The following is a 24,667-nucleotide window of genomic DNA, read 5'->3' on the forward strand; positions in this document are numbered from 1 at the left end:
GCGGATGTCGACCGACTTCACGTCACCGGCGGCTCACCGAGTCCGCGGAAAGTTATCGACGTGCCCGAAAGGAACGCAGGCATGAACAAGTTCAGGACGACGATGGTTGCCGTGGCAGCAGCGGCGGCGCTGGTGGGCCTCACCGCATGTGGGGGGTCGTCTTCCTCCGCGTCCGCTCCGGTCGAGGGCGACTGGGATGCTGTGGTCGCAGCTGCGAAGGAAGAGGGCAGTGTGATGCTCTACTCGAGCCAGAAGCCCGCCAATCTCGACGCACTGACAGCGGCTTTCGAGGCGAAGTACCCGGGAATCGACATGGAATACGTCCGTGGCACCGACTCCGAGATCAACCCCAGGGTCGAGACGGAGAATCGAACGGGAACCGGTATCGCCGACGTCCATATGACCACCGATGCCTCCTGGATCGAGAACGCGGCAGAGTCCGGCAAGTTCTCCACCGAACTCGTCGGGCCCGATCTGGACGCACCCGCCTTCGATCCGGCAGCCAGTGTGATCAACGATCGGTTCTTCCTCACCAGCGCAGCGGTATTCGGCCTCGGGTGGAACACCGCAGCGGTGCCGGACGGCGTCAGCACGCCCCAAGATCTGATCGATCCGAAATTCCAGGGCAAGATCGGCATCGTGAACCCCACCGGATTCGCGTCGTACGTGGATCTGTACAAGTACTACGCCAAGAACTTCGGTGAGGACTACTGGAACAAGATCGCCGAACTCTCGCCGCGGGTCTACCCCAGCGCACTCGCAGTCGCGCAAGCCCTCACCTCCGGTGAAGTAACGGTCAGTCCCATGGTGCAGCCGCTCGTCACCGAGGTTGCCGCAGGCGCACCGGTCGATTGGGCTCTGCCCGACAAGCCGTGGGGAACACCCTGGTACTCGGAAGTTCTGAGCGCCTCACAGCATCCCAACGCAGCGCAGGTGCTCGCGAACTTCATGGTGACGGCCGAGGGACAGCAGGCCTTGAACGGCGGTTATGCAGCCGTACTGCCCGACGTCGAGGGTGCGGTCGCGCGAGCTCAGGACATCGCATCTCCGGATATCGCCGAACTGACTCCCGAGAAGGTCGAGCAATATTCTCAGGAATGGCAAACCCTGTTCCAGGGCTGACCCACGGCAATCCTCGGTGAAAACCGGACCGCCGCATCTGCGAGCGGACTACGAAATGATATGTGACAGAGCCGAACACCACGGTCGACGCACAGCGACCGCCGGTGCACGCACACCGATGCTCCGAAAGTGAGTATGCAATGACCTCTCGATTCGCGGTCTCCGGACTGACGAAGACCTACGGTGCCAACGTCGTCGTCGACAGTCTCGACCTCGAGATCGAGCAGGGTGAATTCTTGGTCCTGCTCGGACCAAGCGGCTGCGGCAAGACCACGACCTTGCGGTGCCTCGCCGGTCTGGAGACACCGCAGGGCGGTTCGATCTCGTTCGCGGGTCGGACAGTGTTCGACGCGGCCTCGAAAGTGCTCGTGCCTGCGCACAAGCGAAACATCGGCATGGTGTTCCAGTCCTACGCACTGTGGCCCCACATGACGGTCGCCGAGAACATTCGGTACCCGCTGACCGTTCGCAAGCTCAAGAAGGCTATTGCCGACGGAGCGGTCGAGACGGCCGCGAACATGGTCGACTGCGGCGCTCTGCTCGACCGGTACCCATCACAGCTCAGCGGCGGCCAGCAGCAACGTGTCGCGGTGGCGAGAGGGTTGGTGGCCCAACCGGATCTGGTGTTGTTCGACGAGCCGCTGAGCAACCTCGATGCGCGTTTGCGAGATCAGGTTCGATCTCAGATCCACCAGCTGCACCAACAGCTCGGTTTCACCGCCGTGTTCGTCACGCACGACCAGTCCGAGGCCTTCGCTCTCGGCGACCGCCTCGCGATCATGAAGGCCGGAAAGATCGAACAGTACGACGAGCCCGAGCACGTGTTCGAGAACCCGGCATCGGAGTACGTCGCGGCGTTCATCGGGATGGGTAATCGACTCGAACTCCGCCGCGGCCACGACGGATGGGTCACCAGCGGCTCCGACGTCATCGACCTTCGGACCGCCACAGTGCGTGAGCGCGCCGACGAGGGCACCCGCGCCGTCGCCAGGTTCCGACCCGACGACGTGCTGTTGCACGACACCGCAGACCAGGTGCCACCCGGAAACGTAGCCCTGCACGCGGAGCTCGTGACGTACGAGTACGGAGGTCGGTACTTCGACGTCGCAGTCAGAACCGGTAACGAGCAATTGACACTCCGTGCCGTGGCCGCCGACCACAGTGCAGCACTGAGGCGTAGCAGCCCGGGAAGACCCGTCGTCGTCAGCTTCGCGCCGTCGTGTCTGAGGGTGTACGCGCTTCCCGACGCCTCGTCGGCCACCAGCTCCGAGCTCGTCGGATCCGCTGGAAAGAACTCGTGATGGCAACTCTCGTCGATGTCGAGCGTCCCAAGTCCACCGAGCCGGCCGGCAGAAGATCATTGACCATCCCGTCGAGCTGGCGCGCACGAATCGGCTACGCCGCCGTCCTTGCCGTTCTGGCCTATCTGGTCGTGCTTCCCATGGTGAAACTGCAGATGCTCGCCTTCGAGGACGGCGCTGCCGGATACCGAAGTCAGTACGGCCGCTTCGACATCGGTGTCACGCTCCGAACCACGGTGGCATTGGCACTCGGTTCGTTGGTCATCGCCATGGTGTTGGGAACGCTGCTCGCCTTCGCAGCGAGCAGGCTTCCCGCCAAGCTCGGTTGGCTCCGCGTCATTCCGATCCTGCCGATCGTGATGCCGGCGGTGGCCAGCGTTGTCGGTTGGGCGTTCCTGCTCTCCCCCGGTCCCGGCTACCTGAACGTGCTCCTTCGCCTGTTGCCGTGGTGGAGCGGGTCGGACAGTGGACCGATCGACGTCTATACCGTCCCGTGGATCATCGTCCTCACCGGCTTCGGTCTGACGTCGTTCGTGTACCTGTTCGTCAGTTCCGGCATGCAGAACATCAGCTCCGAGCATCTCGAAGCGGCTCAGGTCAGCGGATCGTCCACGGTGGGAATCTTTTTCAAGATCGTTCTCCCGCTGCTTCGACCGTCTCTCATCTACGGCGGCGGCATCGCGCTGCTCCTCGGTCTCGGCCAGTTCACCGGCCCCCTGCTGCTGGGCGCGAACACCGGCGTCAAGGTGCTGACCACCGAGATGTATCGCCGGGTGTCGGAGTCCCCGTCGGACTTCGCCGCGGCAGCGGCCGCCGGGTCTCCGCTGGTGATCTTCGGACTGGTGCTGGTGCTGGCGCAGAAGGCGCTGCTGGGCAACCAAACTCGCTTCGTCACGCACGGCGGCAAGGCATTCGCCCCCTCCACGGGTAAGGCCACGTGGGCCACGGTCACGATCGTCGTGTTCGCACTCTTCGCCTTGGTCATCCCGCTGGTGGGTCTGATCATCGTCTCGTTGACGCCGTACTGGTCGGGATCGTTGTCGCTGAGTCTGTTGACGCTGGACAACTTTCGAGCACTGATGGACACGACGGCCGTGGTCGAGTCGGTCCTCACCAGTGTGCTCACCTCGCTCGGCGCAGTGGCCATCTGCATCCCGCTGGGATACCTCATGGCAAACCTTCTCGTGCGGGGACGCCGGTTCAGAATTCTCGCGCTGATCGCAGACCTCATGACGGCACTGCCACTGGGCATCCCGGCCGTGATCTTCGGCGTCGGATTCCTGCTCACGTACACCGAGCCGCCGCTGATCCTCTACGGAACCAAGACGGTGATCATCCTCGTGTACATCGTGCTGATGTTGCCGTTCTCCACGAGGATGCAGATGACGGCCATGCTGTCGCTCGGCAACACGTACACCGAAGCGTCGGCCACCAGTGGTGCATCGCCGATCGTCACCAATCTCCGAATCATGTTGCCGCTGATGCGTCCCACGATCCTCAGCGCCGTCGCGCTCATGTTCATTCTGTTGACCCACGAGTTCGCCGCGTCACTTCTGGTGCGCGCGTCGACCACCCAGGTGATGGGCACGTTGCTGTTCGACATGTGGCAGAACGGCTCCTACCCACTCGTTGCGGCGATGGCACTGCTGATGACTGCCGTGACCACCATCGGTGTCGCCACGGCGATGCTCGTCGGCGGCCGTAACGTGTTGAGCAAGCTGTGACGGGCATGCCGTCCCGGCTCCAGGACAAGGTCGTTCTGGTCACCGGGGCTACCGGAGGAATCGGTACCGCGATCGTCGAGCGGCTGGCTTCGGAGGGTGCCTCGCTGGTGGTGACCGACGTCGACGGTGCCGCATGCGCAGCACTCGTCGCCGAACAGACCGACAGTGACCGGCATCTACCGATCGGTCTGGATATCACCCGAGAGGGCCAGTGGCACAACGCCGTCGAGACCATCGACGCGCGATTCGGCCGACTGGACGCGGTGGTCAACAACGGTGCGATCGGCAGTCTCGGAACGGTGGTCGACGAAGATCTCGACCGCTACAACCGCGTGGTCGAAGTCAGTCAGACCGGTACGTGGCTCGGAATGAAGCACGCAGGGGCGTACGTCGAGCGATCGGGCGGAGGATCGGTCGTCAACATCTGTTCCATCCTCGGCAGCGTCGGCGGTCTCGGCAACAGCTTCGCTTACGCTGCAGCAAAGGGTGCCGTGCGCACCATGACCAAGAATGCGGCCCTGCACTGGGCCACCAAAGGGGTCCGCGTCAACTCCATCCACCCCGGCTTCATCGGTACCACGCAGCTGCTCGAACGCTACGAGGGATCCGAACGGCACAGGGCCATGATCGCGCACACTCCGATGGGTCGACTGGGAACCGGGGCCGAAGTGGCTGCTGCGGTTGCGTTTCTGGCCGGCGACGACTCCACGTTCGTCACCGGGACCGAGCTGTACGTCGACGGCGGATGGACCTGCGACTGACCGCTCGGGTAGGGCTGTCGGGGCGGATGCTTCAGCAGACGGTGAAGAAGTCCACCCCGTTGGAGGTCCGCGCCGACAGTCGGCCGCGCTGGACCAGAACATCGAGGTGCGCAAGCGTCTCACAGGTCGCCACCATCTGATTGAAGCTGTCCATGGTGGCGAACGATCGTTCGTGCCGAGTCCACGTCAGGCCGGCTGCCACGTCCGATCCGGTTGCGCGGCCGGCAGATTCGACAACGCTCTCGGTAGCGGTGAGACGGCGATCGTGGTGTTCGAGCAGCTGCCGGCAGCGCTCGTGCACACCCGCACCCGGATGGCCGTGTGACGGCAACATCGTCCGGTCCGGCCCGTCGAGCATCGCGGTCAGAGACGTCAGATACTTGTCCAACGGCAGGTCCCACTCACCGAGCTCGAACCCGATCGACGGCGTGATGGTGGGCAGAACGTGGTCGCCCGTATAACACACGTTCCGGTCGGAATCGTGAAACACCATGTGCCCCTTGGTATGCCCAGGTGTGTGCGCAGCATGAACCGCATGACCGGGAATATCGAGCGGTCCGGGCTGCAGCCAGGTGTCCGGTAGCTCCCAGTCCGCTGCGTCGAAGGGTTCGGCCTTTCCGCTCTCGCGCGCGATGCGAGCGATCTCGAACGCGCCCGCGCGCTCGAGTTCACGAATCGAGCTGACCGGAACGTTGCTGCGCAATCGACCGATGGCGTCGATGCCCGGTGCCTCTGCGGCACCGAGATGCACCCGGGTGCCGTATCGACGCCGCAGCTCCACGGCGAACGTGTAGTGATCACGATGCACATGAGTGACGTACACGTCGTGGATCTCGGACGGTCGACGCCCGATGAGGCGTAATGCATCCACGAGCTCGTCATGGGTGGACGCGCGGTGCCAACCGCCGTCGATCAAAGCCAGACCCGTATGCGTCTCCAGCGCGTAGACGTTGATCGCTCGCAGGCCGTCCTGAGGCATCTGCAACGGAACGCGATGAACGCCGTCGGCCACCGGGAAGCAGCCCGGCTCGGCCCACGACGACATCATCCTGCGTCGCCTGCCAGGGGCACCATCGTCTTCTCGTCGCCGTACCACATCATGCGTCGACCGCCCATGGTTCCGACGTGGTCGACGGCGGCCTTCCACTCGTCACTGGCCAGCGCGGCCTCGAGTGCGTCGCGCGACTCGAAGCTGAGCACCGACAGGCCGTCCCACCCTTCGGACCTGCCACCGAACGCTTCGAGCAGTTCGGTGTGCTGCCAGCGGAGCAACCCGGGCAGGGGGTAGGTGACGTCGGCATGCTCGCCGCGCCACCACGTGATGAACTGATCATGAGTCCATTCGGCAGGACGGGCGGCTACGAGGACCAGGTTGTACATTTTTCTCCTAAGTGAATTCTGTTCAGTTACGCCGGCCGTCGAGAATCGGCAGCGCCGACGACGTGCGGACTACTTTCGTACGACTCTGATGGCTGCGTCCGTGACCAGTGCAGTGATGTCGTCGATGCTCAGAGGACCGTCCGGCCGGTACCAACGCCATACGCTGACCACCAGGGCGAGCACCAGACGCGCAGACATCGTCGGATTCGATTCCGCGAACTGGCCCGCCTCGATCCCCCGCCCGATCAATGCGGTCCAGTTCTTCTCGATCCGTTGCACGAGTTCACGGCACTCGACTCGCTCGGCCTCTTCTTTGGCGGACTGACGTTCGGTCGCCAGCAGATCCATGTGATTGTGGAGAATGCGCCGGGCCAATGCGTCCTGAGGTGATGCCGCCAAAGACGCGGCAATCGCGGCGCGAAGTGCGTCCTCGGCGTGCGTGACGCCGTCGGTGGCCGCAACGAAACGGGCGGCGGAGTCCGCGAGTTCTATGCGCATGATGGTCAACAAGCAGTGCGCTTTGGACTCGAAGTAGTGGTAGAGCGCGGTCTGACCGATACCGACCTCGTCGGCGATCGACGCCCACTTGGTGTGCTCGTATCCCACCTTGCCGAAGTGGTCGATCGCCGCCGACAGAATGCGCGTTCGCTTGGACCGCGGACTCTCGCGTCGGACGTCGGTTCCTACGGTCATGGTTGCCCCTACTGATAGCACGTGTTCCGGCCTCGTTCGAGTTTACATTTTCCGATGTGAATTCGAGTCAGTTGCGGCTGCAAGCTGCTTGGCCAGTGCCGTCGCATCGGGCCGGGACAGTTTTCCGACGCGATTCTGCGGTAGATCGTCGACGGTGAACACGTATTCCGGCCACTTCGACTTGGGAAAGTCGTCCTCGGCCAACTGCGCGGTGACGTCCTCGAGTTCGAGCTCCTCACCACCGGTGACCACGAGCGCTGCTGCGCGCTCCCCCAGTAGGTCGTCCGGTACCGGCACGACACAGACCTGCACGACGGACTGCAGCGAAGCGATTGCCGACTCGACCTCGTTGATGTCGATGTTGCGGCCACCGCGAATGATGATCTGTTTCTGCCGACCCATGACGCGAATCGAGCCGTCCGACGCGACCTCCACCAGATCACCGGTCGGAAGAAAACCGTCGGGCGTCAGCTCGGGCGGGACCGGAGTTCCGGCACGGGCGTACCCGACGAACAGCGACGGTCCCTTGACCTGGGCGGCACCGATATCGTCCGCGGGGAGCGGACGGCCGTCCGAGTCGACGGCTCGCACGGTGGTGCCGGGAAACGGCCGCCCGTCGCGTCCGAGGCGGATCGACACCGGGTCCTCGAGAGCGGGTGTCGTGTGGCCCAAGCACTCGGACATGCCGAACACTCGGAGGAACGTGGTGTGCAACCACTGTTCGGCCTTGGCGAGCGCGCGCTCGTTCATCGGTCCGCCGCCGACCGTCATCGCGCGCATCGTGTTCAGTGTGCCTTCGGAGTTCGGTGCAACCGAGAGCTGTAGCGCCATGGTCGGTACCAGCATCGTCCAGGCAATCCGGTGTTCCTTCGCTGCCCGCAGGGCCGCCTCCGGGGACCACTTCCCGATGGCGACCATCGGACCTCCCAGTAGCGCAGGCAGATACATTCCGAAGCAGAATGCGGCAACCGACGACAGCGGTACGAAGGCACCGATCGCCTCGCCCGGGCGGAGGCCAACGGCATCGATGGTGGATCGAGACGCGTACCTGATCGCGTCCTCGGATTGCACCACGCACTTGGGTCGACCGGTCGAGCCCGAGGTCATCGCGATCGCATCACCTCCGTTCCATCGCGCGACAGAGGCGAACGCACCACCCGACGCCCGCACGCGGTACGAACCGAAGGCGGGCTTGTCCACGGGAAATTGCTCGTCGGACACACTCCAATGACGAAGGGCCTCGGGCGTTCCCACGACGACGTCGGGTCGAATGTCCTCGAGTGCCAGCGCGAACTCCGACTCCGTGGCGTGCGGGCTGACCACCGCGACCACACCGCCGGCGAGACCGACACCGAGAGCAGCCGCAACGGCACCCCAGGTGTTGTCGGCCTGAATCACCACGGTCGGCGGGCTGGGGTCGATACCGCCGAACACGTCGGCGAGGGATGTCGCCGCCTCGACCACGGTCCGGATCGTGTGACTGCCGTCTTCGTCGACGACTGCGACGGCATCGGGGGTCTGTTCGGCGCGGACGAGCATCTCGCGGGCAAGCCGTTTCACTGGTCTGACTCTTTCCTGGTTCGTGATGCGCTCATGTCGAGAATTGCACGGCCGGTGACGGATCCGTCCCGCAACCGGTCGTATGCAGAGATGGCCTCGGTGAAGGGGAAGGTGGTGATTTCGGCGCGCAGCAAGCCGTCCTGCGCAAGTTCGACGACGGCTTCGAGATCGGCACGGGTACCCCAGAACGGGGCATCCACCGTCCATCCTGCGGCCAGACCGACATCCTTCCCGGTCGTCAGTCGGCCGCCGGCACTGCCCACCACCACGACTGAACCCCCGGACCGCAGCATGGCGGCCGCCGGGGCGGTCGTGGTCGGCGCGCCGACGAAGTCGAGGACGAGATCCGCACCGTCCAGTGCCGTGAGCCGTTGCGTCGCAGCGGAAACGGAGTCGTAGAACTCGTGCGCTCCCGAGGACTCGGCCAGTGCAGCGGCGTCGGCCTTGGAGTCGATTGCGATGATGTGCGGCACGCCCATGGTGCGCAGGATCTGCAGGGCAAGGTGGCCGAGGCCGCCGACTCCGATCACGACCACGTTGCTTCGCTCGTCGATCACGGCGGAGTTGGTGCGAATGGCGTGATACGCGGTCAGTGCCGCGTCTGCCAGAGGCGCGGCACCGAGAGGATCGAGATCACCGATCGGAACGAGTACGCGTTCGGACGGCACCAGCATCAGCTGCGCGATGCCGCCCGGGTACCCCAGACCGTTTCCGATGGGGGCCAGCCGACCGTCGGGACGCCGAGCGAGGCTGCGACAGTAGTTCTCTCTGCCGCGCAGACAGTTCGGGCACGTTCCGCAGCTCCAGATTCCGTGTACGACCACGGCGCGACCGATCCAGGAAGGGTCTGCCGACGGTCCAGCCGAGACGACCGTTCCGGCCACTTCGTGCCCCAGCGTCAGCGGCAGGTCGTAATCGAAAGCCTCTGCGCTCGAGTTCATCACGTGCAGATCGGATCCGCACAGTCCGGCTGCGTCCACCTGGATCAGAAGTTCGTGCCCGGTCGGCACCGGGTCCGGCACCTCCCGGAACTCCGGTGCGCTCCCCCACTGAAGGACCTGCACGGCCAACATCAGCGAGCAGTCCATCCGCCGTCGACCACCAGGGTCTGACCGGTCATGTAGGAGCTGGCGTCCGAGGCCAGAAACAGCACGGCACCGTCGATCTCGCCGTCGACGCCGCCGCGTCCGAGCATGGTGTTCCGCCGCACCCACCCTGCGGACTTGTCGTTGGTGAACAGGCCATCGGTCATCTCGGTATCGAACCACCCCGGCACCACGGCGTTGACGCGAATGCCTCGTCGACCCCACTGACCGGCCAGTTCACGAGTGAGGCCGAGCGTGCCTGCCTTCGACGCCGCGTAGCTGGCACCGCCGATCGGCGCAGTGGACACCAGCCCGATCACCGAGGAGATGTTGATGATCGACGCTGTTGCCTCACTCGGCATCTTGCCGACCGCATACGTGGCCAGATGGAACCCGGCGATCAGGTTGACGTCGAGGATGGACTGGAAACCGTCCAGCGTCTCGTCCTCGGCGTTGGGCGGGCCGGGCTTGCCCGCGTTGTTGATCACGACGTCGAGCCGGCCGCGTTCGTCGAAGCAACGATCGACGAGAGCTCGCCGGTCGCTGTCGTCGGTGACATCGCACCGCACGGGCACGATGGCCGGGATCTCGGCCGACAACGCTTCGAGCCGGTCGAGCCGTCGCGCGGCGGCGTACACCGTGGCACCTGCCGCGGCGAGAGCCCGGGCGAAACCGAGGCCGAGCCCCGACGAGGCACCGGTGACCACAGCGACGCGACCGGTCAGCGAGAACATGTCCTGGGTCATGTGTCCACTTCCAAACTGATTGTCGGACAATACGAGTGATCGGTCAGTAGACGGCGGTACGACCGCCGTCGACCGGGATGATCGCGCCCGTTGTGTACCCGGCGTCGTCCGAGGCGAGATGGGTGATCAAGCCGGCGAGCTCGTCGGGCCGCCCCAGCCGTCCGGCCGGGAGCCGGTCGACGATCTTGCCGATGAACTCGTCGTCCCAGTTCTCGGACATGTCGGTGGCGAAACCGCCGGGCATCACACAGTTGACGCGCACCGTGGGCGCGTACTCCTGGGCGAACGCGCGGGTCAGCGCATTGAGCCCGTTCTTGGCTGCCGCATACATCGCCTCGGGTGGGCTGGGTCGCTCGGCACCGATGCTCGAAATATTGATGATGGACCCACCTCCGGCAGCCGCCATCCTGTCCCCGGCGACGGCCATCAACCGGAACGGTCCCTTGAGATTGACCTCGATCGTCTTGTCCCACAGTCCCTCGGTGACCGACACGAGATTCTCCGCCAGCGGCGCGATCCCGGCGTTGTTGACGACGATGTCGAGGCTCCCGAATCGCGCGATGATGTCGTCGACGGCCGGTTCGATGCTCTCCCAGTGTCCGACGTGCAGCGCGTACGGATGCGCACTGCCCGGGCCCGTGTCACCCAAGCTCGAGACAGCGCTCTCGCAGGCCTCGAGCTTGCGGCTCGACACGATGACCGTCGCGCCTGCGTCCTTCAGTCCGCGTGCGATCGCCAGACCGAGCCCACGGCTCGCTCCCGTCACCAGGGCGACCTTGCCGTCCAATTTCGGTGTACTCATGCGTACCTCTTGACCTCGAGTCGGGCGATGGTCCGCAGATGGACCTCGTTGGGGCCGTCGGCAATCTGCAGAGCTCGGGTGATGGCATAGAGCCGAGCGAGAATGGTGTCGTTGCTGACTCCGGCCGCGCCGTAGGTCTGCACCGCTCGGTCGACGACCTTGTGGGCCACCTCCATCGCAGACACCTTGATGGCCGCCACTTCCGAACGAGCCGAGGCATTTCCGGCGGTATCCATCAACCAGGCCGACTTCAACACCAACAACCGGATCTGGTCGATCTCCATGCGGCTGCGGGCAATCCACTCACGTACCACACCTCGATCGGACAACGGTCCGCCGAATGCCTGCCGAACGAGCGAGCGCCGACACATCATTTCCAGAGCGCGCTCGGCCATGCCGATCGCCCGCATGGCGTAGTGCATGCGGCCGGGCCCGAGTCGCCCCTGGGCGATGGCGAATCCGTCGCCCTCCTCTCCCAGCATGTTGGCGGCGGGCACGCGCACGTCGGTGAACTGAACTTCGCCGTGGCCCAGCCGATCCTGGAACCCGAACATGGGCAGGTCGCGCACCACTTCTACGCCGGGGGCGTCGGCCGGTACGAGAATCATGCTCTGCCGGCGGTAGGTGGAACTGTCCGGATCCGACTTCCCCATGAAGATCATGAGCTTGCAGTCGGGATCGAGAACGCCCGAGGTGTACCACTTTCGGCCGTTGACGACGTACTCGTCCCCGTCACGCGTGATGGTCGAGGTGATGTTGGTGGCGTCCGAGCTGGCGACATCGGGTTCGGTCATGGCGAACGCAGAGCGAATGGTGCAGTCCAACAACGGCTTCAGCCAATGTTCCTTCTGCTCCTCCGTGCCGTACATGGCCAAGATTTCCATGTTTCCGGTGTCGGGTGCCGAGCAGTTGATCGCCTCGTTGCCGATGATGGAACGGCCGACGATCTCGGCGAGCGGCGCGTACTCGAGATTGGTCAGGCCCGCACCGAGGTCGTCGTGGGTCATGAACAGGTTCCACAACCCCAGCTCGCGGGCGCGTGTCTGCAGATCCCGCATGATCTGCGGTTGCTCGTGGGGATTGTCGTTCGCGGCGATCTGAGCGTCGTAGACACTCTCGGCCGGATAGACGTGGTCGTTCATGAATGTCTCGAGCGTGGCCGACAATTCGGCCGTCCGCTGTGAGTAGGAAAAGTCCACTTCCGTGTGCTCCTGTCGAGTGATGGTGCGTCAGCGCGCGAGCAATGCGGTGCCGGTGTCGATCAACCTGTGGATGGTCGCGGGCAGCTTTTCCTGATCCGGGTCGATGTGGCGCCCCTCGCGGTGCCGACGCAGGTTGTGGCCCATGATCGCTGCCATCTTGAGCCGTCCGAGGGCGTCGAACCATGTCATGTCCGGCAGCGCCGGACCGCTCCCGGTGTAGCAGGCGATCAGTTCGTCGGTACTGGGCAGACCGGGCACGTCGCGGCCGACACCGGGAAAGTTGGTACCGTCGGCGAAGACGAGAAACCATCCCAATTCGACGCGTGGATCACCTGCGCTCCAGATCTCCCAGTCGATCAGAGCCGCCGGCTCGAGACCGTCGGAGATGATGTTTCCCAACCGGTAGTCCCCGTGGACGAGTGTGGGTGTGATCGCCGCCGGAATGTCTCTGCGAAGCAGTCGAACCAACTCGTCGGCACCCTCCACGAGTTCCACCGGAACCGCGGCGAGCGTCTTGGACCACCGGTCCAATTCATCCGCAGGCGAGAGGATGTCGCCCGTATCGGGAATGTCGGCGAGCGGCACGGCATGCAACGCCGGCAGCACTTCTGCGGCTCGCCGCATCCGCGCGGCCGCGATACTCGGTTCCACCTCGGGGTCGTCGAGCACCGGTTCGAGCGACTCTCCGACGACGAGCTCCATCGCGAACCACGCCGGTTCCTGCTCGTCGACCGCCACGATTGCCGGTACCGGCACATCGGTGTCGGCGAGCGCGCGCAGAATCGAGGCCTGCCGGAGCATGTCGTGCCGCCCGACCGACCGTTGTCCCTCCGGGACCGCCTTGACGACGAAGTCGCCGTCGGACGTGCTCACTCGATAGGTCAATCCGGAATGTCCACCGAGGAGCGGTTCGAATGTGCTGACGGTGACGCCGAGCTCGGCGTCCAGCGCGGCGGACACGCGTGCGCGCAGGGAGGATTCGGTCATGGTCGCGGCTCTCTCGGCAGACCGAGCACACGCTCGGCGATGATGTTGTGCTGAATCTCGTCGGTACCGCCCGCAATTCGATACCCCGGGGCTCCGAGCAGGTGCTCGGACCAGGCGAAGGTGCCCCAGCGATCCGAGTCGGACGTCAGATGACGACCGAGCAGCAGACGGGCGACCTCGGAGGTTCTGGCCATCGTGTCGGTGGCAAGAAGCTTTCCCAGCGAGGCCTCCGGCCCCGGGTCGTTGCCTGCGATGACAGCACCGGCCACTCTCATGTTGCCGATCCGCTGGACGAAACTACGCGTCACCAGATCGGCAACCGCGTCGCGCTCGATCTCGGTCAGCTCACGGCCGAGGTTCTGAGCAAGGGCCACAGCGCGATCCGCATTCGCGAGCCCGAGATTTCCACCGTCCAGGCGTTCGGCCGCCAACACAGTCAGGGCAACCTGCCAGCCCTTGCCGACCGGACCCAGCCGATAGTCGTCACTGAGGTGTACCCCGTCGAGATACACCTCGTTGAACGAGCTTCCGCCCGTCATCTGACGAATGGGACGCACATCGACCCCGGGCGCGTCCATCGGAACCAGGAACATCGTCAATCCGGCGTGCTTGGCGACGGTGGAGTCGGTCCGGCACAGCGCAACTCCGTAGTCGGCGACACGGGCACCCGATGTCCACACCTTGTGACCGTCGATCGTCCACGACCCGTCCTCCGCCTGGGTTGCTCGCGTCCGGACCGCGGCCAGGTCGGAACCGGCTTCGGTCTCGGAGAACAACTGACATGCGATGACGTCGGCCCGAAGCATGGCACGAACGAACCTGTCCCGTTGCTCCTCGGTTCCCCACTGCGCGACGGTGGGTGCCACCAACTGTTGCGTGACAGAGAACATCTCGGTCCTCTTGGGAACGTCGAACATGTCCTCGACGCGCCGGAAGGCGAGCACGTACGACAGCGGTAGGTCGCGGCCACCGTACTCGACCGGGGAATTCAACGCGCCCCATCCCGCATCGAACTTCGCCTGCTCGTAGGCGGCAATCCGGTCGGTGTGCGCCTGCTCTTCCTCCGCGGTCCAGTTCTCGAAGACGGCGACCGTATCCGGCCCGTCGCCCCACACCGAGTCGGTACGTGGCGCTGCAACGGTTTTCAACCATGCGGTCGCCTGCTCGCCGAACTCGTCGATGTCCGGAAACGTTCGTTGTGTCACTGCATTGCCTCTGGTTCGTCTCGGGTCAGACAGTCAGCACGGTGCAGGCACTGATGCCCGGTGCGCCGTACACGTGGGTGAAACCGACTCGCGGAGTACCGGGGACCTGGCGTTCGCCGGCTTCGCCACGTAGCTGGGCCACGATCTCGTGCACCTGGCGCAGACCGGAGGCTCCGATGGGTTCTCCGTTCGCGATGCAACCGCCGTCGGTGTTGATCGGCAGGCGTCCACCGATGTCGGTTTCCCCGGCCGCGATCATGGCTTCTTGCTCGCCGGGCTCGCAGAACCCGCATTCGGCCATGTGCATGATTTCGGCACCGCTCTCGGTGTCCTGAAGCTGCGCGACGTCGACGTCACCCGGAGCGATGCCGGCCTGCTCGAAGGCCGCACGTGCCGCGTCGGCGCTGACACTGGTGGGTTCGCCGGCCCCCTGGACGGAGGGGCTGAAGACCTCGAAGGATCCGAATCGGCGGGTTCGGTGGGTGATGGCGGCAATCTTCACGGGCCGACCGGTGGCTCGCGCGACGTAGTCCTCGCCGGCCACGACGATGGCAGCCGCTCCCTCACCCGGTGAGCAGAACATGTACCGCGTGAGTGGATCGTTGACCATGTCGGCTTCGGCGATGGTCGTGGCATCCATGGCCTCGCGTCGCCAGGCGTTGGGGTTGAGAACTCCGTTGCGATATGCCTTTTCGGCGACCAGGGCCAGCGTCCGACTCGAGATGTCGTGCTGACGCATGTAGCGGGAGATCTTGGCACCGAAGAACTGGGTGGTGACCATCAGACCGGCCTCGCCGTAGCCGTCGGGGAGTCCCCACTCCGCCGGTCGTGGGTCGAACGCGCCACGCGGATGCTTGTCGAATCCGACTGCGAGAGCGACGTCCGCGGAGCCCGAGCGCACGGCGTTGACCGCCGAGAACAACGCGCTTCCGCCTGTTGCGCAACCGTTCTTGACGTTGGTGAACGGGATGCCGGTGAAACCCAGTTCGGCGACGAGAGTGTCGGCCAGACCCGAGCCGTCACTGCCACCGAACGCGACCTGCACGTCCGGCCAGGCCACTCCTGCATCCATCAGTGCGTTGCCGATCGCGGTGACGGCCATCTGCCTGCCGGACACTCCTGGCTGGCGGCCGAACTTCGACAGGCCGGCACCGATGATCGAAACATTCTGTGTCACTGTGTGATTCCTGTCGATTCCGGTTGCGTGCCGAGTGTGTCGACAGCAAATCGGGGCACCGGCGCGGTGGAGGTCAGACGCACCGGTGCCCCATCCAGTTCGTCGAAGCTCTCACAGTCGATGATCGCTTCGATCTTGATGCCCTCGGGCAGTTCCACGTAGCCGACTGCGAAGGGAACGAACCCGCCGGCCGGTGGCACGTAGGGAGGAGACTTGGGCGCGAAACGCTGAATCGTGTAGGCCCACAGGGTTCCTCGCGTACTCAGCGTGATGTTCTCCGCAGTGGGTGTGGCGCACCTGCTGCACATCGCACTCGCGGGGAAAGCCACGGTACTGCACACAGTGCACCTGCTGCCCTCGAGTGCGACGGCCGTTGCCTGCTCCATTGATGCTGCCTTTCGGGCTGTTCGGTCAGAACGCGGACGTGGTGCGGATCAGCGCCCGACCCACTTGGGCTCACGCTTCTCGAGGAATGCGGTGACGCCCTCCTTGCCGTCCTCGGACTGGAGCGCATTGCCGACTGCGAGATGCTCCATGACCATGAGCGACTGGATGTCCGCATCCAGACCGCGGTCGATGCACATCTTGGTCAGCTTCATCATGAACGGGCTTTTGTCAGTGAGGTTCCCGATGAACTCGTCGACGGTCTTGTCGAGGTCCTCGGCCGGCGCGGACGCATTGATCAGGTCGAAGTCCACCGCTTCCTGTCCACTGAGGAGCTTGCCCGTGAGCATCAGTTCCTTCGTCTTGCGGATGCCGATCATGCGGGGCAGGCGGTAGATGGGGCCGGCACCACCGAACAATGCACGGCGGATGTGGAAGTCGCCAATTCTTGCGTCGTCGGCCGCGATAGCGAAGTCGCACGAAATCATCAGCTCGAAGCCACCGGCGGTGACGTAACCCTCGAGCACCGCAACGGACGGAGTGTTCATGGAGTACAGACGATCGCACACCTTCGCCGACAGGACGGCGACGTCCATGGCGGTGGTGGTGCCGATGAAGTCCGACAGCAATTCGTCGAGGTCGAAGCCCGAGCAGAAGGTGTTGTTGACTCCGCGGAGCACGAGAACCTTGAGGTTCGGATCGTTGTCCACCTCGACGATGATTTCGTCCAGGCGATGCAGCAGCTCCACCGTGACAGCGTTCTTCTTGTGCGGGCGGTTGAGCCAGACGCGAGCGACGTCGCCGTCCTTCTCCAACAGAATGTGGTCGGTGTCGATCATGTGACAGCCTTTCGAGAGTGCAAGTTGAACTGGATTCACTTCAGTATTGATCATCGAGGCGATGGCGTCAATAGCCGATCCCCGGCGACCGCGGCAATCGGTCTAGACGGCAAGCAAATCGGCGATCCGCGCCCGATGAGACCGCGAATCACCCTGCAGTGCCTCGTTTCCCAGAACTCGACGGAAGTAGCTGTGCGCCGAGTGCTCCCACGTGAAACCCACTCCCCCGTGCAGCTGCACGGCCTCGTGGGCCGCGTGTACCGCGGCGTCACTGCACACCGCACCCGCGACGGCAATCGCCAGCCGGGCCTCCTCGGGATCCTCGTCGTACACCGCTGCGGCATATCGGGCGGCCGATCTGGCCCGCTCGAGCTCGATCAGCATGTCGGCCAGGCGGTGTTTGATCGCCTGAAACGAACCGATGGGGCGGCCGAACTGATGACGCGCCTTGACGTGGTCGAGCGTCATCTGCAGCAGGGCATCGGCGATACCGGTGTTCTCGCACGCGAGCGCCAGAGTCGACACGTCCTGTATTCGTGCGATCGCCTCGGCTGCTCGATCGGCCGGAACCAGAAGCGTCGCCGCGGCTCCATCGAACGAGATGTCCGCCTGACGCCTGGTGGAGTCGACGACACGCCGATCACGCACTGCAGACGCGCTTTTCGCCGACACTGCGAAGAGTGCAGCCCCTTCTGGACAGCGGGCGCTGACAACGATGAGATCGGCACCACCACCTCCGACCACGAAGCGTGCATGTCCGCTCAGAACCCAACCGTCGCCGATTCGGTGAGCGTCGAGGTCGTCGGACTCGGCGGTCAGCGCGCTCACCGCAGCGACCGTGGTGCCGTCGAGAAGTTCCTCGAACACGTCCGAATTGCCCGCCTCCATCACGGCGCGAACACCTACGGCTGCATGCTGATAGACGGGTTCGACGGCCAGAGCGCGACCGCACTCCTCGAGGATGATGCCCAGCTCCACCATTCCGTAGCCGAGTCCGCCCGACTCCTCGGGAACGGCGAGGGCAGTCACCGACATGTCGGTGACCAGTCGTTTCCACAGATCGACCGAGTAGCCGGGAGTAGAGTCCGCTGCGGAACGCACCTGTTCGATCGTCGAATACTTGCCCAGAACCCCACGGATGGTCTCGCGAATCTCGGCCTGTTCACTGCCGGGCGTCAGCGCCGATGGTTCCGAACGAGGCCAGGGGACTTGCGCGTCGCGCTGTGATGATGTCATGTCGCTCCACTCGAGTTGAATTCAGTTCTTTCTCGAACCATAACGTCTGAAACCCTCGACAAACAGGGTTTGCCTGAACTAAGTTCAATTCATGTCACTGGAGATAGTGGAGTACTACGCCACCCTGGACGCCGGCCACCTGGACGAGGCGGTGGCAATGTTGTCGGCGGACGTCGAATTCTCGATGATCCTGCCGGGCGGGGCGAATCGAAAGACCGGGCGGGCCGCCATGCTCGAATACCTGGCCGGCCGGCCTCCCGTCGATCGCAAGCATCGAGTTCTTCGATCGGCCGTCGACCACGACCTGCAATTCGTGCACGGTGCGGTGACCGAGGGAGATCGAACGACGGGCTTCTTCGTCGGAGTCATGCGAGTTCGTCCGGACGGCCTCATCGACCGGTACCAGGTCTCTTTCGATGCCGAATTCACCCTCCTCGATACCGATGAAGGAGATCGACGATGACGTCGAACACGCACCCGACGCCCACCTTGCTCCGCTGGTTCGAGTACATGGATTCCGAGGATCCGGACCGGGTCCTCACCATGATTTCAGCGGACTTTCGTATGTCGGTCCAATTCTCCAAGGGACTCGGCGAGGCAGCCGAGTTCGTCGGCGACCGAGACGGTCTCGTCGCATACCTGCAGCAACGTGAGAAGAGCACCCTGGTCCATCATCTCGATCGCGGCGCATCCGTCGACGGCACCGAGATGGTGCTGGGACGGACCACCCGCGACGGAGCCTTCGAGGCGTCGTTCAACGCCTCGGCCCAACTCGACGACAACGGGCACGTCCGACGGTTGCTCATCGCCCGCACGCCGGAACTGGCGTTCGACTGAAGAGCCGAACGGCTCGCCACAGACAGAAAAGAGCGAGATGTCAGAGCACGCACTGATTTTCGAGGCCATTCGTACCCCGAGAGGTAAGGGCCGCAACGGATCGCTGCACGGAGTCAAGCCGGTGAACCTCGCCGCGGGGCTGATCACCGAACTCCGCGCCCGATTCCCAGATATGGATCCATCCGACATCGACGACGTCATCCTCGGCGTCGTCTCTCCGATCGGAGAGCAGGGAGCGGTCATCTCCCGCGCCGCCGCGCTGGTGGCAGGCCTACCGGAATCGGTTCCCGGAACTCAGATCAATCGATTCTGCGCGTCGGGACTCGAAGCGACGAATTTGGCGGCACAGAAGGTCGCCTCCGGATGGGACGATCTGGTCATCGCCGGCGGCGTCGAGTCCATGTCCCGGGTGCCGATGGGCAGCGATGGTGGTGCGTTGTTCACGGACCCGGCCACCGCCTACGACCACTACATCGTTCCTCAGGGAATCGGTGCCGATCTGATCGCGACGGTCGAAGGCTTCTCCCGCCACGATGTCGACACGTACGCGGTGGAGTCCCAGCGACGCGCCGAAGCCGCCTGGAATGCAGGCTATTTCAAGAAGTCCGTCGTTCCGGTCGAGGACTTCAACGGCGTCACTCTGCTCGACCACGACGAGCACCGCCGCCCGGGTACCACGACGGACAGCCTGGGCAGATTGAAGCCCGCCTTCGCCGCGTTGGGAAAGGCGACAGGATTCGACGACGTGGCTCTGCAGAAGTACGTCGACGTCGAACGCATCGACCATGTGCACACCGGTGGTAATTCGTCGGGCATCGTCGACGGAGCTGCGCTGGTTCTCATCGGAAGTGCCGCGGCCGGTTCGCGCGCAGGCCTGGTTCCACGCGGCCGCATCGTGGCCACGGCCCAGGTCGGCAGCGAACCGACGATCATGCTCACCGGTCCGACCCCGGCCACCGTGGCGGTGTTGAAGCGAGCGGGCCTGACCGTCGACGACATCGACGTGTTCGAGCTGAACGAGGCCTTCGCCTCGGTGGTACTCAAGTGGATGAAAGACCTCGACATCCCGCACGAGAAGACCAATGTCAACGGCGGAGCGATCGCGATGGGCCACCCGCTCGGTGCCACCGGCGCGATGTTGGTGGGCACCGTGCTGGACGAGTTGGAACGAACCGGTGGCCGATACGGCCTGATCACCCTGTGCATCGGTGGCGGAATGGGCGTTGCCACCGTCATCGAACGCCTCTGAACCGCCCATCGTCGACACACAGGAATACGAGAGAACATGACCGACAACATGATCGGGTGGGAACGCGACGCAGACGGCATCGTCGTCCTCACGATGGACGACGCAGGCAAGCGCGCGAACACGATGAACGACGCGTACATCGCCTCGATGGCAGCCGCAGTGGAGCGACTCGAAGCCGAAAAGGACGACATCACAGGCGTCGTCATCACGTCGGCCAAGAAATCGTTCTTCGCCGGCGGCGATCTCGACGACATGACAGCCGACCCGGGCGATGTCGACCAGCGGGACGTCGCCCGCGCCTTGACCGACCGAATCGACGGCATCAAGACCGTGCTTCGACGGCTCGAAACTCTCGGGCGCCCCGTGGTGGCCGCGATCAACGGCGCGGCCCTCGGCGGTGGTTTCGAGATCGCGTTGCACACCCACCACCGCATCGCAGTGGATCTGCCGGGCACCAGAATCGGTCTTCCCGAAGCGACGCTCGGCTTGCTACCCGGCGGTGGCGGCATCGTCAGAACGGTCCGGTTGATGGGACTCGACGCCGCCCTTTCGAAGGTGTTGACGAAGGGTCAGCAGCACTCGGTGGCCGAGGCGACCGAGCTCGGTCTCGTCGATGCCACCGTCGGTCGTATCGACGAGTTGGTCCCGGCCGCGAAGGCGTGGATTGCCGACAATCCGTCCGCGGTGCAGCCGTGGGACGTCAAGGGTTTCACCATTCCCGGTGGCGCACCGACCGATCCGGCCGTCGCCCAGAATCTGCTGGTCGCAACATCATTGCTGCGCAAGCAGCTCAAAGGGGCACCCGCCCCCGCCCCGAGGGCTATCCTCGCCGCCGCTACCGAGTGCGCGTCGGTGGATGTGGACACGGCCGATCGTATCGAGACCCGCTACTTCGTCTCACTGATGACCGGTCGCGTCGCGCAGAACATGATTCGCGCGTTCTTCTTCGACATGCAGACCATCCAGCGCGGCACCTCCCGCCCGGCAGGCCACGACAAGTTCACCACCCGCACCGTGGCAATCATCGGTGCCGGAATGATGGGTGCCGCAATCGCATACGTCTGCGCCCGGGCCGGTGTCGAGGTCGTGCTCAGGGATGTCGACCAGGTCGCCGCCGATCGCGGAAAGAACTACGCGGAGAAGTTGGAGGCGAAGGCCCTCGAGCGGGGGTCGACGACCGCCGAGAAATCCGCGGCGCTGCTCGGCAGAATCCGGCCGACCGCGGACGCCGCCGACTGCGCCGCCGCAGATCTGGTCATCGAAGCCGCATTCGAGTCGGTAGATGTCAAGACACAGATCTTCCGCGAGCTCGACGGTATCGTTCCCGCGGATATCGTCCTGGGCTCCAACACCTCCCAGCTCCCCATCTCCATTCTGGCCGACGGTGTGAGTCGACCCGAGAATTTCATCGGGATCCACTTCTTCTCACCAGCCGACAAAATGCCACTGGTCGAAATCATTCGCGGCAAGCGCACATCGGACTCGACGCTCGCGAAGGTCATCGATTTCGTCTTCCAGATCGGTAAGACCCCCATCGTCGCCAACGACAGCCGCGGGTTCTTCACCTCGCGAGTGATCGGCGCATTCCTGGACGAAGCGATGGCCGCGGTCGGTGAAGGCATCAATCCCGTCTTCGTCGAACAGGCCGGCGCACAGGCGGGCTATCCGGTCCCGCCGCTGCAGTTGATGGATCAGGTGACTCTCACGCTCTCGCAGAAGATCCGCAAGGAGAACGAACGCGCGGCGGCCGGCGAGGGCAAGCCACCTCGAACCCATGGCTCCGACGCGGTGATGAACAAGATGGTCGACGAACTCGGTCGTTCCGGGCGAACCGGGGGCGGCGGCTTCTACAGCTACGACGACTCGGGCGTGCGAAGTGGGATCTGGCCGGGCGTACGCACCGCCTTCGATTCCGGTTCCAGCCGGATCCCCTTCCTGGACATGCAGGAACGGATGCTGTTCGCCGAAGCGATCGAGGCCGTCAAATGCCTCGACGAGGGCGTCCTGACCACCGTGGCCGACGCGAACATCGGGTCGCTTCTCGGAATCGGCTTCCCTTCCTGGACCGGGGGCGTCATCCAGTACATCGACCAATACGACGGCGGGCTACCCGGTTTCGTCGATCGCGCACGAGAGTTGGCGTCGAAGTACGGAGCTCATTTCGAGCCGCCTCAGTCTCTGGTCGACAAAGCGACGCGCGGCGAGCGCGTCTACTCACTCGCGTCCTGAACGAAAAGAGAGTGCTATGAGCACAATACGTCGATCGCTGATGTCCGCCGGAATCGTCGCGGTGACGCTCGTTGCTGCGGCCTGCGGGCAATCCTCGCAGCAGGCCGGCTCCGCACCGGTGCAGGGAACGTGGGACGACGTCGTGGCCGCGGCCGACGACGAAGGGAGCGTGCATCTGTACTCCACCCAACATCCCGAAAACCTGGCGGCACTCGAAGCTGCCTTCGAAGCGAAGTACCCCAGTATCGATCTCGAATTCACGCGCGGCAGTGATGTCGAACTGAACCCGCGAGTCGAAACGGAAGCTCGCACGAATCGCGGAACAGCCGACGTACACATGCTCTCCGATCCGGCGTGGATCACCACCGCGTCAGAATCGGGCAACTATTCGACCGAGATCATCGGTCCTGCGTTCGACGACCCGGCTTACGATCGGTCCAGCAGTGTCCTCGGCGACAAGTTCTTCCTCACCAGCGCAGCGGTATTCGCACTCGGATGGAACACCGATGCTCTTCCTGCCGGGCTCTCGTCTCCCCAGGATCTGTTGGACCCGGCGCTGAAAGGCCGCATAGGTGTCGTGAACCCGGCAGGGTTCGCAGCAGTGGTCGACGAGTACCGGTTCTTCGACAAGAATTGGACCGGTGGCGGCTTTCTGGACAAACTCGCCGCTCAGGAACCTCGGGTGTACCCGGGCGCGTTGGCCGTGGCCCAGGCACTGAGCTCGGGAGAGATCACCGCATCGCCGATGGTCCAGCCACTCGTCCGAGAGAAGGAATCGGGAGCACCGGTCGAGTGGACGCTTCCCGATCCGGCGTGGGGTACCCCGTGGTACTCGCACGTGTTGTCCTCGGCTCCGCATCCGAACGCTGCCCAAGTGTTGGCCGACTTCATGGTGTCCCCCGAAGGACAGCGTGCTCTGTCGAAGGGCTACGGCAGCGCTCTGCCCGATATCGAGAACTCGGTCGCGTCGGCTCAGGACATTCCGCTGCCCGACACGGATTCGCTGACGCCCGAGAAGGTCTCGCAATTCCAACAGGAGTGGGAAAGCAAGTTCACGTGAGCGGTGCTCGGCCCTTCACAATCGTCGACCCGCCACGAAGGAACCCGACCTCGACCATGATCAGCCGAGCGCTCTGCCTCGCCGCCCACCCCAGCGAGAAACTCACGACCGAGCATCTGGAGCTGACGGACATCCCGCTCGCGCCAGTGCTCGATGGCGAAGTGCTGGTACGAAATACCTGGCTCTCGATCGATCCGTCGATTCGTCTGCGATTGGGTGAATCGGCACCGTCCGGATATCTCCCACCCCTCCGGATCGGAGATGCGCTGGTGGGATTGGCACTCGGCATCGTCGTCGAGTCACGGCACGAGGACTTTCGGCCCGGAGATCTGGTGTCGCACATGCACGGCTACCGCGACTTCGCAGTGGTCTCCGCCGCGGCCGGCGGGCTGGGCGGCGCGGGCACCCTCACCAGAATCGACGCCCACGACTGGCCCCAACAGTGGTATCTCGGCCCGCTGGGCAGTTCCGGCCTCACGGCCTATGTCGGCCTCTTCGAGGTCATGGGCGTCCGACCGTCCGATACCGTCTGGATCTCGGCCGCCGCAGGAGCAGTCGGCAGTATCGCTACCCAGCTCGCCGCCCACCACGGATGCACGGTGGTCGCGTCCGCAGGCAGCCGACGCAAGGCCGATCACCTGGTCGATGCCCTCGGAGCCTCCAGCTCGTTCGATTACCACGACGGCGACGTGGGCAGCCTGCTCGCACAGGCCGCCCCGGACGGGATCGACGCATACTTCGACAACGTCGGCGGTTCTCACTTCATCGCCGCCCTCGACGCACTCAACCCCGAAGGACGCGTCGCGATGTGCGGAGCAATTTCCACCTACGAAACCTCGAACACGCTGCCGTCGAATCTGTTTCAGATCACGGCCAAAAGCTTGTCGGTACGAGGATTTCGAGCCGGCTCGTTCGGCCAACTCTACGACAGAGTGCGATCCACTGTCGGAAGCCGACTGGCCGACGGGACCATGATCCACGAGGAATCGATCTACGACGGCCTCGAGCACGCCTCCACCGCACTGGTCGATCTACTGAACGGGCGAACGAACGGAAAGACGCTCTGCCGACTGTGAACCCCTGACGCA

Annotated in this window: 24 protein-coding genes; 10 read left to right on the top strand and 14 right to left on the bottom strand. The window is 64.3% G+C overall.

Features of this window, described 5'->3' with window-relative positions; all coding sequences use genetic code 11:
• Window positions 1–81: 81 nt before the first annotated feature.
• The 4 genes from CH249_RS26535 (at window position 82) to CH249_RS26550 (ending at window position 4,908) form a co-directional block, all read left to right on the top strand.
• A complete protein-coding gene (locus CH249_RS26535) occupies window positions 82–1,122 on the top strand; it encodes an ABC transporter substrate-binding protein (protein ID WP_373453520.1) in 1,041 nt (346 codons plus the stop codon).
• A gap of 140 nt (window positions 1,123–1,262) precedes the next feature.
• The gene (locus tag CH249_RS26540) at window positions 1,263–2,423 is read left to right on the top strand and encodes an ABC transporter ATP-binding protein (protein WP_094683136.1); all 1,161 of its coding nucleotides are present in this window, start codon (window positions 1,263–1,265) and stop codon (window positions 2,421–2,423) included.
• Window positions 2,423–4,147, top strand: a complete 1,725-nt coding sequence (locus tag CH249_RS26545) for an iron ABC transporter permease (protein WP_094683137.1) — start codon at window positions 2,423–2,425, stop codon at window positions 4,145–4,147. The genes CH249_RS26540 and CH249_RS26545 overlap by 1 nt, the downstream gene beginning before the upstream one ends.
• Window positions 4,144–4,908: an SDR family NAD(P)-dependent oxidoreductase gene (locus tag CH249_RS26550; RefSeq protein WP_094631480.1), complete on the top strand. Its 765-nt coding sequence runs from the start codon at window positions 4,144–4,146 to the stop codon at window positions 4,906–4,908. The genes CH249_RS26545 and CH249_RS26550 overlap by 4 nt, the downstream gene beginning before the upstream one ends.
• Window positions 4,909–4,939: 31 nt before the next feature.
• On the opposite strand, the gene CH249_RS26555 is transcribed toward CH249_RS26550, so the two are convergent.
• The 14 genes from CH249_RS26555 to CH249_RS26620 all read right to left on the bottom strand — a co-directional run bounded on the left by CH249_RS26555 (window position 4,940) and on the right by CH249_RS26620 (window position 18,204).
• Complete coding sequence (locus tag CH249_RS26555) at window positions 4,940–5,956, bottom strand: MBL fold metallo-hydrolase (protein WP_094683138.1); 1,017 nt, start codon at window positions 5,954–5,956, stop codon at window positions 4,940–4,942.
• Entirely contained in the window at window positions 5,953–6,288 is a 336-nt protein-coding gene (locus CH249_RS26560; RefSeq protein WP_094645553.1) for an EthD family reductase, read from the bottom strand. The genes CH249_RS26555 and CH249_RS26560 overlap by 4 nt, the downstream gene beginning before the upstream one ends.
• A gap of 69 nt (window positions 6,289–6,357) precedes the next feature.
• Window positions 6,358–6,981 (bottom strand): TetR/AcrR family transcriptional regulator, encoded by a 624-nt coding sequence (locus tag CH249_RS26565; RefSeq protein WP_094631477.1) that lies wholly within the window; start codon window positions 6,979–6,981, stop codon window positions 6,358–6,360.
• Window positions 6,982–7,023: 42 nt separating this feature from the next.
• Window positions 7,024–8,541, bottom strand: coding sequence for a class I adenylate-forming enzyme family protein (locus tag CH249_RS26570; RefSeq protein WP_094645554.1), 1,518 nt, complete (start codon window positions 8,539–8,541; stop codon window positions 7,024–7,026).
• Window positions 8,538–9,614: an alcohol dehydrogenase catalytic domain-containing protein gene (locus CH249_RS26575; protein ID WP_094683155.1), complete on the bottom strand. Its 1,077-nt coding sequence runs from the start codon at window positions 9,612–9,614 to the stop codon at window positions 8,538–8,540. Before CH249_RS26575 ends, CH249_RS26570 begins: the two co-directional genes overlap by 4 nt.
• Complete coding sequence (locus tag CH249_RS26580; RefSeq protein WP_094645555.1) at window positions 9,614–10,372, bottom strand: SDR family NAD(P)-dependent oxidoreductase; 759 nt, start codon at window positions 10,370–10,372, stop codon at window positions 9,614–9,616. The genes CH249_RS26575 and CH249_RS26580 overlap by 1 nt, the downstream gene beginning before the upstream one ends.
• 43 nt (window positions 10,373–10,415) lie before the next feature.
• Window positions 10,416–11,174, bottom strand: coding sequence for an SDR family NAD(P)-dependent oxidoreductase (locus CH249_RS26585; protein WP_094645556.1), 759 nt, complete (start codon window positions 11,172–11,174; stop codon window positions 10,416–10,418).
• Window positions 11,171–12,373 (bottom strand): acyl-CoA dehydrogenase family protein, encoded by a 1,203-nt coding sequence (locus CH249_RS26590; RefSeq protein ID WP_094683139.1) that lies wholly within the window; start codon window positions 12,371–12,373, stop codon window positions 11,171–11,173. Before CH249_RS26590 ends, CH249_RS26585 begins: the two co-directional genes overlap by 4 nt.
• A 30-nt stretch (window positions 12,374–12,403) precedes the next feature.
• The gene (locus CH249_RS26595; protein ID WP_094683140.1) at window positions 12,404–13,363 is read right to left on the bottom strand and encodes a phosphotransferase family protein; all 960 of its coding nucleotides are present in this window, start codon (window positions 13,361–13,363) and stop codon (window positions 12,404–12,406) included.
• Window positions 13,360–14,568, bottom strand: coding sequence for an acyl-CoA dehydrogenase family protein (locus CH249_RS26600; RefSeq protein ID WP_094683141.1), 1,209 nt, complete (start codon window positions 14,566–14,568; stop codon window positions 13,360–13,362). Before CH249_RS26600 ends, CH249_RS26595 begins: the two co-directional genes overlap by 4 nt.
• A 25-nt stretch (window positions 14,569–14,593) precedes the next feature.
• Window positions 14,594–15,745 carry a thiolase family protein gene (locus CH249_RS26605; protein WP_094699196.1) on the bottom strand — a complete coding sequence of 384 codons (1,152 nt, stop codon included), beginning with the start codon at window positions 15,743–15,745 and terminating at the stop codon, window positions 14,594–14,596.
• Window positions 15,742–16,131 carry a Zn-ribbon domain-containing OB-fold protein gene (locus tag CH249_RS26610; RefSeq protein ID WP_094631469.1) on the bottom strand — a complete coding sequence of 130 codons (390 nt, stop codon included), beginning with the start codon at window positions 16,129–16,131 and terminating at the stop codon, window positions 15,742–15,744. The genes CH249_RS26605 and CH249_RS26610 overlap by 4 nt, the downstream gene beginning before the upstream one ends.
• A 48-nt stretch (window positions 16,132–16,179) precedes the next feature.
• Complete coding sequence (locus CH249_RS26615; protein ID WP_094645560.1) at window positions 16,180–16,968, bottom strand: enoyl-CoA hydratase/isomerase family protein; 789 nt, start codon at window positions 16,966–16,968, stop codon at window positions 16,180–16,182.
• A gap of 102 nt (window positions 16,969–17,070) precedes the next feature.
• Window positions 17,071–18,204 (bottom strand): acyl-CoA dehydrogenase family protein, encoded by a 1,134-nt coding sequence (locus CH249_RS26620; protein ID WP_094683143.1) that lies wholly within the window; start codon window positions 18,202–18,204, stop codon window positions 17,071–17,073.
• Window positions 18,205–18,295: 91 nt separating this feature from the next.
• On the opposite strand from CH249_RS26620, the gene CH249_RS26625 reads away from it, so the two are divergent.
• The 6 genes from CH249_RS26625 to CH249_RS26650 are packed head-to-tail and all read left to right on the top strand — an operon-like array spanning window position 18,296 to window position 24,655.
• Window positions 18,296–18,667 (top strand): nuclear transport factor 2 family protein, encoded by a 372-nt coding sequence (locus CH249_RS26625; RefSeq protein ID WP_094631466.1) that lies wholly within the window; start codon window positions 18,296–18,298, stop codon window positions 18,665–18,667.
• Complete coding sequence (locus CH249_RS26630; protein WP_094645562.1) at window positions 18,664–19,041, top strand: hypothetical protein; 378 nt, start codon at window positions 18,664–18,666, stop codon at window positions 19,039–19,041. Before CH249_RS26625 ends, CH249_RS26630 begins: the two co-directional genes overlap by 4 nt.
• Window positions 19,042–19,078: 37 nt before the next feature.
• The gene (locus CH249_RS26635; RefSeq protein WP_094683144.1) at window positions 19,079–20,290 is read left to right on the top strand and encodes an acetyl-CoA C-acetyltransferase; all 1,212 of its coding nucleotides are present in this window, start codon (window positions 19,079–19,081) and stop codon (window positions 20,288–20,290) included.
• Window positions 20,291–20,326: 36 nt separating this feature from the next.
• Entirely contained in the window at window positions 20,327–22,519 is a 2,193-nt protein-coding gene (locus CH249_RS26640) for a 3-hydroxyacyl-CoA dehydrogenase NAD-binding domain-containing protein (protein WP_094683145.1), read from the top strand.
• A 16-nt stretch (window positions 22,520–22,535) separates the two neighbouring features.
• Window positions 22,536–23,579, top strand: coding sequence for an ABC transporter substrate-binding protein (locus CH249_RS26645; RefSeq protein WP_256988496.1), 1,044 nt, complete (start codon window positions 22,536–22,538; stop codon window positions 23,577–23,579).
• A gap of 56 nt (window positions 23,580–23,635) precedes the next feature.
• A complete protein-coding gene (locus CH249_RS26650) occupies window positions 23,636–24,655 on the top strand; it encodes an NADP-dependent oxidoreductase (RefSeq protein ID WP_094683147.1) in 1,020 nt (339 codons plus the stop codon).
• Window positions 24,656–24,667 lie beyond the last annotated feature (12 nt).

Source organism: Rhodococcus sp. 05-2255-3B1 (assembly GCF_002258545.1).
Lineage (GTDB): Bacteria > Actinomycetota > Actinomycetes > Mycobacteriales > Mycobacteriaceae > Rhodococcoides.